General features: G+C 56.4%; 12 protein-coding genes and 1 pseudogene. 9 read left to right on the top strand and 4 right to left on the bottom strand.

Annotated features, from left to right (window positions below; translation table 11 throughout):
• Nucleotides 1-3 precede the first annotated feature (3 nt).
• Genes IQ22_RS23435 through IQ22_RS16005 form a run of 4 tightly spaced genes read left to right on the top strand, consistent with a single transcriptional unit; the run spans nt 4 to nt 1,193 of the window.
• Complete coding sequence (locus tag IQ22_RS23435; RefSeq protein ID WP_208733654.1) at nt 4-186, top strand: NAD(P)-binding domain-containing protein; 183 nt, start codon at nt 4-6, stop codon at nt 184-186.
• A 2-nt stretch (nt 187-188) separates the two neighbouring features.
• Nucleotides 189-494: an NAD(P)-binding domain-containing protein gene (locus tag IQ22_RS23605; protein ID WP_244309228.1), complete on the top strand. Its 306-nt coding sequence runs from the start codon at nt 189-191 to the stop codon at nt 492-494.
• On the top strand, nt 377-886 hold the full coding sequence (locus tag IQ22_RS16010; RefSeq protein ID WP_244309222.1) for an NmrA family NAD(P)-binding protein: 510 nt from the start codon (nt 377-379) through the stop codon (nt 884-886). The genes IQ22_RS23605 and IQ22_RS16010 overlap by 118 nt, the downstream gene beginning before the upstream one ends.
• 4 nt (nt 887-890) lie before the next feature.
• The gene (locus tag IQ22_RS16005; protein ID WP_158635444.1) at nt 891-1,193 is read left to right on the top strand and encodes a Rossmann-fold NAD(P)-binding domain-containing protein; all 303 of its coding nucleotides are present in this window, start codon (nt 891-893) and stop codon (nt 1,191-1,193) included.
• Between the two features lie 581 nt (nt 1,194-1,774).
• Here the strand turns inward: IQ22_RS16005 and IQ22_RS16000 are convergent.
• The 3 genes from IQ22_RS16000 to yghX all read right to left on the bottom strand — a co-directional run bounded on the left by IQ22_RS16000 (nt 1,775) and on the right by yghX (nt 6,001).
• Complete coding sequence (locus IQ22_RS16000) at nt 1,775-2,977, bottom strand: carboxylesterase/lipase family protein (RefSeq protein ID WP_244309205.1); 1,203 nt, start codon at nt 2,975-2,977, stop codon at nt 1,775-1,777.
• 106 nt (nt 2,978-3,083) lie between these two features.
• Entirely contained in the window at nt 3,084-4,748 is a 1,665-nt protein-coding gene (gene pgm / locus IQ22_RS15995) for a phosphoglucomutase (alpha-D-glucose-1,6-bisphosphate-dependent) (RefSeq protein WP_145143793.1), read from the bottom strand.
• A 365-nt stretch (nt 4,749-5,113) separates the two neighbouring features.
• On the bottom strand, nt 5,114-6,001 hold the full coding sequence (gene yghX / locus IQ22_RS15990) for a YghX family hydrolase (RefSeq protein ID WP_145143791.1): 888 nt from the start codon (nt 5,999-6,001) through the stop codon (nt 5,114-5,116).
• A 350-nt stretch (nt 6,002-6,351) separates the two neighbouring features.
• On the opposite strand from yghX, the gene IQ22_RS15985 reads away from it, so the two are divergent.
• Entirely contained in the window at nt 6,352-7,233 is an 882-nt protein-coding gene (locus IQ22_RS15985; protein ID WP_208733653.1) for a PhzF family phenazine biosynthesis protein, read from the top strand.
• Between the two features lie 8 nt (nt 7,234-7,241).
• Here the strand turns inward: IQ22_RS15985 and IQ22_RS15980 are convergent, their stop codons facing one another.
• Nucleotides 7,242-8,156 (bottom strand): LysR family transcriptional regulator, encoded by a 915-nt coding sequence (locus IQ22_RS15980; protein ID WP_145143787.1) that lies wholly within the window; start codon nt 8,154-8,156, stop codon nt 7,242-7,244.
• 96 nt (nt 8,157-8,252) lie between these two features.
• Between IQ22_RS15980 and IQ22_RS15975 the strand changes: the two genes are divergently transcribed.
• The 4 genes and pseudogenes from IQ22_RS15975 to IQ22_RS24150 all read left to right on the top strand — a co-directional run bounded on the left by IQ22_RS15975 (nt 8,253) and on the right by IQ22_RS24150 (nt 12,195).
• Entirely contained in the window at nt 8,253-9,458 is a 1,206-nt protein-coding gene (locus IQ22_RS15975) for an aspartate aminotransferase family protein (RefSeq protein ID WP_145143785.1), read from the top strand.
• 12 nt (nt 9,459-9,470) lie between these two features.
• A complete protein-coding gene (locus IQ22_RS15970; protein ID WP_145143783.1) occupies nt 9,471-10,229 on the top strand; it encodes an SDR family oxidoreductase in 759 nt (252 codons plus the stop codon).
• A 340-nt stretch (nt 10,230-10,569) separates the two neighbouring features.
• Nucleotides 10,570-11,307 (top strand): annotated as a pseudogene (locus IQ22_RS24155) (HAMP domain-containing protein); the annotation flags it as partial.
• A gap of 117 nt (nt 11,308-11,424) precedes the next feature.
• Complete coding sequence (locus tag IQ22_RS24150; protein WP_425298876.1) at nt 11,425-12,195, top strand: methyl-accepting chemotaxis protein; 771 nt, start codon at nt 11,425-11,427, stop codon at nt 12,193-12,195.
• Nucleotides 12,196-12,205 lie beyond the last annotated feature (10 nt).

Below are 12,205 nucleotides of genomic sequence, written 5' to 3'. Positions count from 1 at the left end.
TTTATGAAGATTGGCATCCTGGGCACCGGCAATATCGGCCGAACGCTGGTGAAGACGCTCAGCACGGCAGGCCACGAGGTGAAGATCGCTAACTCGCGCGGCCCTGAGACGATTGACGCGGACCTGCTTGCGAGCGGTGCGCGTCGGTCACTTCCGCCGAGACTGTTACTGGAGTTGATGTGGTGATCATGTCCACGCAATTTAGCGCCATTCCCAAGATCGCGCCGTTGTTCGCAAATGTTGCCGACGAGACGGTGGTAATCGACACGTCCAACTACTACCCCAAACGTGACGGCGTAATTGAGGCGATCGAGGCCGGCCAGACCGAGAGCGCGTGGGTGGCGAAGAGCTCGTCCGCGACTCCGGTGGCGCGCGCATTCGGATCGGTGCGCGAAAGCAAGAGGATCTGGATCGACTGCGCGCCGAGGGGCACGATGCGGTCATGTTCGATCTCGACGATCCGCGCACATTCGGCCCGGCGCTCTGCGGCGTAGACCGTATGAACATTCTCACCGGCTATACCATCACCATGACGCATCAGACCAAGACGGTGGTGGACGCGGCGAAGAAGGCGGGTGTGCGGCATATCGTCAACCAGGGCGTCTTCGCGGCGGAGGATGCGACAGATTCTAAATACTGCTGGTTCGCTTTAGTCGAAGCCTACATTGAGGCCAGCGGCATTGCCTGGACGCACCTGCATCCCAACGTGTTTCTCGAGAACATGCTCAGCGTATCGCAGCCCATCGGCGGCACGTTCTCGACATTCGGGGGGGGGGGAGAACCGCGTGGGTTACGTCGCGCTTCACTATTTGGCCGCCGTTACCGCCAAGGTCTTGCGCGACGGTCCGGAACGCCATGGTTCGAAGGACTATTATCTCAGCACTGAAACCATGACCGGCTCGGAACTGGCCATTGCGTTTAGCGAAGTGCTCGACCGTCCGATCCGCTGCGAAATGCTCGGGGCTGCGGAGCTGGAAGAGCGGTTCAAGAAGGGCACGGTGCAGGTTGAGGACTGGTATGCCCGCAGCGGGTTCGAGCTTCTGACGCAGTTCGCCGACGGGCGCATGGGCTATATGGGCACCGTCAAGGACGACGTGCCTTACTTGCTCGGAAGGCCCGCGATCGGCGTTCGTGCTTGGGCGGAGATGCATAAAGCGCAGTTGCTCGCACTCGTTGCCCAACCTTTCGCCTGAAGCGTTTTCCGGCCGCTCGCCATCATCGCGATCCATCACCCTTGAAGATGAGTGTTTTCCTATAGGGAAGATGGCTCTCAAGGCTACGTCGATGCGTCCATGCCGTGAGCGCTGGAGACGGATGAGGCGGCTTGCGTTAGGTCCGATTTCGCAACGGCAGCCCGCAACGCCGCGGCCGCAGACTTTGATGGTGTCTAGCTGTGGCAAGCAATCCAGAACGGGTAGGCGGTCGCGGTGTCTTCTTAATGATTCCATTACGGGTCACTCCGTCTACCTGGACGCTTGATCTTACGCGGAAGCGTTCCCACCAAGTCATCAGTGCTACTCGCTCTTCCCAATAGGCATGGTTGTAAGCTGCCTTCGTCTTCTGTCTGAATCACGGCGGGTTTTATAGACTAGATGACCGCTTCTGGCCGACTCTGTTGAAAAAGTCGATTTTTACAGACACGGGTTGTCAGAGGTCGAAAAGCGCTCGATTTTCGCATTGCTATGTAAAATCTGATGCATCTCTGCCTTCTGAGCGAGTCAGATTTCAGCGTCGCTTACCTTCTTTCATAGGCGAGCGTCGCTACGGGACTTTTTCAACAGAATCGGTCCATAGCAACTGCCGCTCCTACTGCCTGCACATCGCCTGTGTTTTCCGGGTCGTATAACTGACGGGCCCGCTCTGCCTCACGCCCAAACGGTGCGAACAGCTCTTCCATTGTCTTGGCCGTATTGAAGCCAAGATCGGCGCTTGTCGAACCGATCAGCATGGGCACCTTGTTTTCCTGACCGGCGCTGTAGACCTGCTCCGGTGTACCCACCACGACTCGACCGTCGAGCACCGGTCCACCCACGTAGGTAGAGGCATTGCTGCCCATGGTCATCATGTTCAGGTCGCCCAGCACACGGCTGGCAGGCAATTCGCGCAGCGCCTTCAATGCCTCGGGGCCAGTGCCTTCAATACCAACACTGCGGGCAAAATTCTTGCCGATGGTCTCGGCGGAGGGATTACCGGGCAGGTCACGGCTGACCTCGTGCAACTCACCCATCAAGGAACGTCCACCACCCGACATGACGATGGCGCGATCAAACAGCCCCCGCGTCAGCGGCGTAGTCGTGATATTAAGCACCGAGCCGCCACCAGCAGACTCACCCATGACGGTAACGTTATCCGGATCACCGCCGAACTGACGGATGTTGCGCTTCACCCATTGCAGCGCAGCGATCTGGTCCATGTAGCCATAGTTGCCCAGCGGATCTTCCTTTGCAGCCGTCAGCGCGGGATGGGCGAAAAATCCAAAGCGGCCGATTCGGTAGTTGAAACTGACAAAGACCACGCCATCGCGGGCAAAGGCGCTACCGTCGTAGACCAACGGCGAAGCACCGCCATTGACGTAACCACCGCCATAAATCCAGACGACAACTGGCAGCGTGGCCTTGCGGTTTGCCGTCTCCTGGGCCGGACGCCAGACGTTGAGGTACAGGCAGTATTCAGAAGGCTCTACGCCCAAGGGAGCCGCATCGCTGGCCATAGGCTTTTGCATGCAATCTGCGCCATAGGCAGTCGCTTCACGCACTCCGCGCCAGGGTTTTACGTGCTGAGGCGCACGCCACCGGTTCTCACCCACGGGCGGGGCCGCAAAGGGAATGCCCTTGAAGGAGATGACATCACCCGACTGGCCGCCTTTCAAACGGCCACTGTCGATGCTTACCTCGGTCAACGCGCCGGGTTGAGCAAAGGTACCCAGAGGCGCCATGAGCAGCCCCAGGGTCATCAGTTTCTTTAGGGACGGAGTCATTGTTTTTCCTTTTAGCGCTGATTAAGGGGCTTCCCTAGCGCTATCTTTGCGCTCCCATCGGGCTGCAAACCGAATGCCCGACGGGAATGCTTGTTGAGCCGAGACGTCAGCCGGCCAGCACGCTATCGACCAGAGCCTTGGCTTCCGCCTGGATACGCGAGAGATGTGCGTCGCCTTCAAAGCTCTCGGCGTAGATCTTGTAAACATCCTCGGTCCCGGAGGGACGCGCGGCGAACCAGCCATTGTCAGTGACGACCTTGAGCCCTCCGATGGCAGCGCCGTTTCCAGGCGCCTCGGTAAGGATTTGCGTGATCGGCTGCCCAGCCAACTCCTTTGCCGTAACCTGGGAAGCCGAAAGCTTGCCGAGCCTGGCCTTTTGTTCCCGGTTGGCCGGCGCATCGATACGCTGGTAGACCGGTGCGCCAAAACGCTCGGTCAACGCCTGGTAGCGCTCTCCCGGGTCCTTGCCGGTAACTGCCGTCATCTCAGCTGCCAGTAAACCCAAGATAATGCCGTCTTTGTCGGTAGACCAGGCACCGCCCGCTTTGCGCAGGAACGAAGCGCCTGCTGACTCTTCACCGCCAAAGCCCAGACTGCCGTCCATCAAGCCGTCGACAAACCATTTGAAGCCAACCGGCACCTCAACAACCGATCGCCCGATCCCCTGGGCAACACGCTCGATCATCGACGACGATACCAGCGTCTTGCCGATAGCGGCTTGCGTGCTCCAGTTTGGGCGGTGGGTGAAAAGGTATTCGATCGCTACCGCCAGGTAATGGTTGGGATTGAGCAAACCAACCGAGCGCGCCACGATGCCATGACGGTCATGGTCGGTATCGCAGGCAAACGAGACATCGAAGCGATCCTTGTTTTCAATCAGACCTGCCATCGCATGAGGAGAGCTGCAATCCATGCGGATTTTGCCGTCCCAGTCCAGACGCATGAAGCGGAAGGTTGGATCAACCCGAGTCGAAAGGATTTCAAGAGGCAGCCCGAAACGCTCGGCGATACGAGGCCAGTAATGCACACCGGCACCGCCCAACGGATCGACACCAAACTTAAGGCCGGAGCCCCGAATAGCCTCGATATCAATAACTTGCTCTAGCCCACCCACGTAGCTATCGATGAAATCGAAACGTTGCGTAGTCGGAGCCCTGAGCGCCTGATTGAAATCGATCCGCTGGACGCCCTTGAGCCCATCGGCCAGTAGCGCGTTTGCGCGATCCTGAATCCACTTGGTCACGCTGGTATCAGCCGGACCGCCGTTGGTGGGGTTGTACTTGAAACCGCCATCGACCGGAGGGTTATGCGACGGTGTGATGACGATGCCATCAGCCAGCCCACTACGGCGGTCGCGGTTGTACTCCAAAATGGCATTAGACAGGGCTGGCGTTGGGGTATAGCCCGGCTCACCGTTGGTTTCGGCACAACCAGCATCAATGCGTGTTTCAATGCCATTAGCTGCCAGGACTTCAAGCGCCGAGACGAACGCAGGCTCGGAAAGCGCATGTGTATCCATGCCGACGAAGAGCGGACCGTCGATACCTTGAGCGCGGCGGTAGTCGCAAATTGCCTGGGTCACGGCCAAGATATGCCATTCGTTAAAGCTGACCTTCAACGATGAGCCGCGATGGCCAGAGGTGCCGAACGAAACCTGCTGCGCCGGATCTTGAGGATCCGGACGCTCACTGTAATAGCGCGCAACGAGACGCGGGATATTTGCCAGTGTATGTTCCTCAGGGAGGCGTCCTGCATTGAGGTCAATGCTCATCTGTCGTTCCTTTGATAGGTAAAAATATCGCTTCAGGTTGACCGGGGCGGCTTCCAGAAGACTGTTGCCGGTCTATATGACTTTGTCGAGCGCTTTGGGTTTTCGCTTCGACCCCTTCTCTGCATTGTTTATTCGCAGCCAGGCTTTAACAGCTTGGAAAAGTGATCCGGTTATCACCTGTAGTCATCCATGCGTGATTTGCCATTGACGTCAAATCCTACTGAATTGATACAGCCCTACCCTCGCTATGCTCTGGTCTTCTAATGCTTGAGGTTGAATGACCACACGAGCGCATGCAGTTGACATGCGCCCTTTCTCCCGCCGTGATAAGCCAAGGGAGACTTCGTTGAAGAAACCGTTGGAGGCTACGCCAGATAACGCCGGAACCAGTTCAGCGTCCGTTCCCAGGCCAATTTGGCGGCAGCTTCGTCGTAACGGGGGGTAGAGTCGTTGTGGAAACCGTGATTGACGCCTGGGTAGATATAGGCTTCGTAGGTTTTTCCAGCGGCTTTCAAGGCCTCCTCATAGGCTGGCCAACCTTCGTTGATACGTGTATCCAACTCGGCGTAATGCAGCAGCAGAGGCGCCTTGATACTGGCAACATCCTGCGGTTTGGGCTGGCGACCATAAAAGGGAACGGCGGCACCTAATTCGGGATAGGCAACTGCTGCCGCATTGGCAACCCCTCCGCCATAACAGAACCCAGTTATGCCGACTTTTCCGGTAGTTGCAGAATTAGCCATAAGCCACTCAATACCGGCGAAAAAGTCGTTCATAAGCTTTTCAGGATCAACCTGCTGCTGAAGCTCTCGGCCCTTATCGTCATTTCCCGGATAGCCGCCAACAGAGCTCAGCCCATCTGGCGCCAATGCCACAAATCCAGCTTTTGCCACGCGACGGGCAACATCCTCGATATAGGGATTAAGCCCTCGGTTTTCATGGACGACCACTACTCCAGGCACACGGCCCGTAGCCTTGGCAGGACGCACCAAGTAGGCACGTACTTGCCCATGCCCTTTAGGCGAGGGATAGGTGATGTATTCAGCCACAATATCCGGATCGGTAAATTCTACTTGCTGGGCCAGAGCATAGTTCGGGCTTAACGACGTCAGCAGGGTAGCTGCCGTCAAGCCGCACACCGTGAACGCCGCTGCACGATCCAGAAACTCCCGGCGGTTGATCTTGCCGTGCGCATAGTAGTCATACAACTCAAGCAGTTCCGGAGAAAAATCTTTTGCGGTAAGACGGTCCATAAGCGCTTTTCCTTAAAAGGTAGACGATAAAGTCACGTTGCCCTGCTCGGCACGGGTTGTTAAATAGAGGCCTTGCTGCTCCCTACTTCCCTGACCTCCCCAACGGGACGTTTCTGACCGCAGGCACACAGGCCTATGCCCAAGAGTCAGAGTAGTTAGAGAGGATCTGCCAGTAAACGTCTTGACCACAGCAACAATTCGACCTCGATATCTACAGCTGTTGCTGTCGATTTGCCGGCTGCTGTCTCTGTTCACGTTGGATGACCCTTCTTAACATGCTTATCACCCTGACTGCTGTTTAGGTGCATCGGGTTTAAGTTCTTTATCGCAAAGATTCCATGGAGATTGCCGTGCCCCGCTCGCGTCGTTTCAAGCAGGTCGATGTATTTACCCAAACGCCTTTCCTTGGCAACCCGCTGGCCGTTGTGCTGGATGCCGAGGAGATGACAGATATACAAATGCAGGCCATGGCGCGCTGGACAAACCTGTCTGAAACGACCTTCGTCCTCCCACCTTCAGACCCACGCGCGGATTACCGTGTGCGTATTTTTACTCCTGAATATGAACTCCCTTTTGCCGGACACCCTACACTTGGCACCGCACATGCGTTACTGGAAGCGGGAATACTCTCCAACGTCAGCAATCGGATAGTGCAGGAATGCGGCGTGGGGCTCGTTACTATAGAAAAGACGCCCCATGGCGCCCTGGCCTTTCAAGCGCCTGAAGCGCAATTCCAAGCCCTGAGCCGGGAAAGCGTTGTACAGCTCGAGGCCGCTTTGAACACCAGCAGCCTGCACCCTGAGCATGCTCCTGCCCTTGTGAACATGGGCATACGCTGGCTTGTGGTACGGTTGACCAACGCAGCAGCCTGCTTGGCCGTGCGCCCTAATCCGGTGCGGTTTGCAGAATTGAGGCGCTGGTGCGAAGCCGATGGCATTGCTCTTTATGGCACTCATCCAGAAGGCCTGCCAGCCTACTACGAGGTACGAGCCCTGATTCCAGAACATGGCATGGTTGTAGAGGACCCGGTGACCGGTAGCGCCAATGCCTGTATTGCCCGCCTCTTGCAGCAACAGGGTTTTCCCGACGGTCTTTCAACGCGACAGGGCTATTCCGTTCGCCAAGGCACCGTGTTGGAGCGCGACGGTCGCCTACAAGTGCGCTACGCGAGCAACACGCCCTGGATCGAAGGCCATTCGGTCACAGTGATCGATGGCACCCTGAATGCTTGATTAATACCTCAGGCTACGCGCACTTGCCCAAACGTCTGCACGACGAACTCGACAAAGCTGCGTAACGTGGGCGAACGGTACCGCTCCTGGGGATACACCACATGCATAGGGCGGCTCGGGAGCTGGTAGTCGGGCAGCAGTGTTACCAAGCCGCCTTGTTCGAGGTCTTGCCAGACCAAGGCGTTCGGCAGCATGGCTACGCCCATTCCGCCCAAGGCGGCGCGGCGAAGCCCCTGGGCATTATTCACGACAACCCGGCCGCCGACCTCGACGGCAACCTCACCTTCAGAGCCTGTCAGGCGCCAATGCCTTTCCGTCCAGCGCCATTCCGTCCCGGCAGGGTAGGCAAAGGACAAGCAGTCGTGCTGCGAGAGATCATGCGGCTTTAATGGCTGACCTTTCCGCTCCAAATAGGCTGGCGAAGCGCAGATGGTCAGGCCATAGTCCATGAGGGGCCGGGCGATCAGACTGGACGTCTCCAGCGTGCCGAGCCGAATCGCCGCATCGAAACCCTCATCGACCAGATCGACGACCCTGTCGGTCAGCACGATGTCGAGTTTTACAGCGGCGTACCGACTCAAGTAGTCAGCCAAGCTAGGCATCAGGCACTCTGAACCAAACGTGGGTGGCGCAGTGATCCGCAGCGTACCGCGTGGCTGAGCCTGCATTTCTTCGGCGAGACGCTCCGAGTCGGTCACCAGCCCGAGGATTTCTACACAGCGTTGATAATACATTGCACCAAACTCTGTCAGGCTTTGCCGGCGAGTCGTCCGCCTAAGCAGGCTGACGCCCAGGCGTGCCTCTAAAGACCGCAAGTAGTTGCCCACCATAGTTGTGGAAATACCGCTCTGCTCTGCTGCTGCGGTCATACTGCCGCTATCGACCACACGGACAAAAATGGTCATGGCCTGATACAGATCCATTATCAACCTACGCTTGAAAGTTATCGAACCCAGTAGGCATTTATCGCGCCCAGCTTGTTGAAGATACTTCAAAAGCCCTGACTTTGGAGTGTTCTTATGAGCAAGACCGCTTTCTTCGATCAAGCCCCTTCTTTCTCTAGTTCTCGCCTAATGAAGACTTATCAGCCTTTGCCTATCCGTTTTGTCAAGGGCTTGGGTACACGCCTATGGGATCAGGAAGAGCAAGAATATCTTGATGCAGTGGCCGGGGTTGCTGTAACCAATGTGGGGCACTCTCATCCGAGCGTTCTGGAAGCGATTACTCAGCAGGCTGGAGCGCTGTTGCATGTTTCCAATCACTACCACAACGATTGGGCGGAGCAGTTAGCCTACCGACTGACAAAGCTGACCGGCATGCAACAAGTTTTCTTTGGCAATTCAGGTGCCGAGGCCAATGAAACAGCGCTAAAGCTGGCCCGTCTTCATGCAAAACGCCTTGGAGTTGACCACCCACTCATAGTGGTAATGGAAAGGGCTTTTCATGGCCGGACCTTAGGAGCCCTCTCTGCCAGCGATGGGCTTTCGATCCAGGCTGGCTTTTCACCCTTGCTGGAGGGATTCGTCCGGATTCCCTTTGGCGATACCATAGCCCTGGAAACCATCACGAGCCGCTACGGCGAGCGGATCGTGGCTCTGTTGACCGAACCCATTCAAGGCGAGAGCGGAATTCATTTGCCACCTCCAGGCTATCTCAAGACCTTGCGCCGGCACTGCACCTCTCACGGCTGGCTGCTCATGCTTGATGAGATTCAGACTGGCCTAGGACGGACCGGCGATTGGTTCGCCTTTCAGCGAGAAAGCATCGTTCCCGATGTGCTGACCCTGGCGAAAAGCCTGGCCAATGGCATACCAATCGGCGCTTGCTTGGCCATAGGCGAAGCCGCAATGCTCTTTAGCCCCGGCCAGCATGGAAGCACCTTTGGCGGTAACCCATTGGCCTGCCGGGTTGGTTGTACCGTACTCGATATACTCGAACGGGATGCTCTACCCGCCCACGCGAATCACCAAGGCCAACTGCTTCTGACTCGACTACAGGAGGCCCTACGGGAAGCTTCCCATGTACGTTCTATACGCGGGTGCGGCCTGATGATCGGGATTGAGCTGGCACAACCCTGCAAACACCTGATGCTAGAAGCACTGGAACAGCACCATCTACTAATCAATGTGACGCGAGACACTACGATCCGCCTGTTACCACCCCTCGTTTTGGATAACAACGACCTGAACATCCTTGTTGACGCCCTTCGTGACCTGATTGTTTAAGGAGGTACTTTTATGAAGCTTCAGTTAGAAGGCAAACGGGCCCTGGTCACAGGTGCAAGTTCAGGTATTGGCTCGGGAATAGCACTGGCCCTGGCGCGCGAAGGGGTTCGGCTAGCACTTACCGCCCGCGATAGACAATTCTTAGAGACTGTTAGTAAAACCATCGTATCGGAAGGATTGCCTGCTCCCCTGTTGCTGTCAGCTGACTTGACGCGCCCGGAAGCGATTGACGAAGTGACCGACCGGATTTGCATAGACCTCGGATCGGTAGACATTGTGGTCAACAATGCCGGAGGTGCCAGACCTGTGGGACTGGCGTTAGAAGATGACATCTGGCTCGAGGCTTTCGCTCTCAATTTTCATGCCGCTCGAAGAATCACTCAGGCGCTGTTACCCGACATGCTCAAGTGCGGTTGGGGACGTGTTATCAATATCAGCGGCTCCATGGAGCCTCGGCACCTGAATGCGGCTAGTGCAGCTAAAGGCGCGTTGCATCTTTGGGCCAAGGGGTTGGCCTGCGAGGTCGCGGCAGACGGCGTGACAGTCAACTGTATAGCTCCCGGCCGAATCAATAGCCGACAAACGCTGACGTATCTTCATCCGGACCAAGCCGAGCGCGAAGCCTTCATAGCAACGAACATCCCGGTCGGCTACTTCGGAGAGCCTGAAGATATAGGCCATCTAACCGCCTTTCTAGCCTCACCGCTGGCACATTATATGACAGGTGCCGTTTTTGCCGTTGACGGAGGGTTTCACCGCTTCGCTCATTGAAAGTGCCCTATTCAAAAAGGCCTAGAGCATTGCACCATGGCCTCGCTCATTCTGATCAGTGCCGGGTATAGTCCTAATTGCTGCTCGGCCCTGCTTCATGTTGGTTATGACGGCTTTCTCCCCCCAGGCTTACTGTTACCCCGCGACTCCTATGAGTACAGGGTTCGTTGGGTCCAATGTCAGGAATCGCGGCAATGGATTTACCAGAACGAATAAAGTAACAAGCGCCTCAAGATAGCTGTCACAAATAATTCATCATTAATTACCCCTTACGAGGTCAAGCTCCTTCGAAACGTGCCGATAACGCTGAATCCCTCCACCTTATCGATACGAGCCCATTATGCTAAACCGCTCCCTACGCACACAGGTGCTGGCCCTGCTTACCAGTAGCCTGGTGCTCTTGCTGATCATTTCGATCGGCTGCTTTAATATGCTGTCCGGCGGAATAAAGCAGTACCAGGGCCTGTTAAGCCATGAGCTGAAAGCAGTGCTGTTGATTGAAGAAGCCAATCTTGAGTTCAAGACTCAGGTTCAGGAATGGAAAAACGTGCTTTTACGCGGTCAGGACCAGGAACAGCTGGACAAATACTGGAACCAATTCCTCAACCAAGAACGCAAGGTTCAGAGTTTTCTGGGCGAGTTGAATGGTCAGGTGTTCAGCAATCCTGCCATTACGCAAGCCATTCATACGCTTACGCAGGAACATCAGGCGCTCGGCACGGCCTACCGTAAAGGGTTGGAGCAATTCAAGGCCGCAGGGTTCGACCCCCGAGCTGGCGACAAGGCGGTAACGGGAATCGACCGTGAGGCCACCGCGCAAATGAGTGCGCTGGTCGAGGCTCTCCGCCAGCAAAGCAACTCAACCGCTGCTGTTATCACGGCACAAGCGGAAAAGACCGCCATTATTGGCCAGCTCGCGCTGATCCTAGGCGGCATCGGTATTCTCCTATTGAGCCTCTGGTTGGTAAATCGCCGTCTGGTTACGCCGATCAGAACATTGATCGAGCAGATCAACCAGCTCAGCCGTGGCAATTTCAGCGTAAACATCGAGTCTACCCGTCAGGATGAGTTAGGCCATCTGGCCGGTGCAGCTGGGATTCTGCGTAATTTCCTGTCCGATACGTTTACACGCTTGACGCAAAGTGCCCATGAGCTGGACGCGGCCAACCGTAACCTTAACGTGATTGCCAGCCAGATGGCTCAGGGCAGTAACGAACAATTCTCTCGTACCGATCAGGTAGCTACAGCCATGCACGAGATGGCTGCCACTGCTCTGGAAGTAGCTCGTCATGCCGGTGAGGCGGCAGAGGCGGCTTCCGAGACCGATCAGGCGGTCCAGCGTGGTAACCAAGCCATGCATAGTTCCATCGAGACGATTGTCAGCATGAGTGAGGAAATAGCCGGGACGGCTGTTCTAATCAATCAGCTGGAAGAAGACAGCGCACGCATTAGTAAGATAATGGACGTAATCCGCGGTATCGCCGAGCAGACCAACCTGCTGGCGCTCAATGCGGCCATCGAAGCGGCCCGTGCCGGCGAGGCTGGCCGCGGCTTTGCCGTGGTGGCCGATGAGGTTCGCAGCCTGGCTCAGCGCACTGCCCAGTCGACCAATGAGATCAATCAGATCGTCGCTAACGTACAGAACGGTACTTCTAATGCCGCACGAGCGATCAACAATGGACAGAGCATCAGCCAGCGCAGTGTTCTACAGGTCAAGCAGGCGGGTGAAGTACTGCACGCTATTTCCGCCTTGGTCGAAGCCATGCGAAACAAGAACATACAAATCGCGACGGCTGCGGAAGAACAAACTGCCGTTAGCGAGGATATTGCCCGCAACCTGACCGAAATTACCACCATCGCTCAAAGCAACCAGCAGCACGTGGCGAATACACAACACGCAGCCAATCACTTGCATGAGCTATCGGGTGCGCTGACAGAACTCACCCGGCGGTTATCTGCACATTGATCGACAGCAG

The organism is Pseudomonas duriflava, assembly GCF_007830155.1.
In the GTDB taxonomy this organism is placed as follows: Bacteria; Pseudomonadota; Gammaproteobacteria; order Pseudomonadales; family Pseudomonadaceae; genus Chryseomonas; species Chryseomonas duriflava.
Note: the sequence above shows the minus strand (reverse complement) of the source record. Positions and strands in the feature narration are given on the sequence as shown.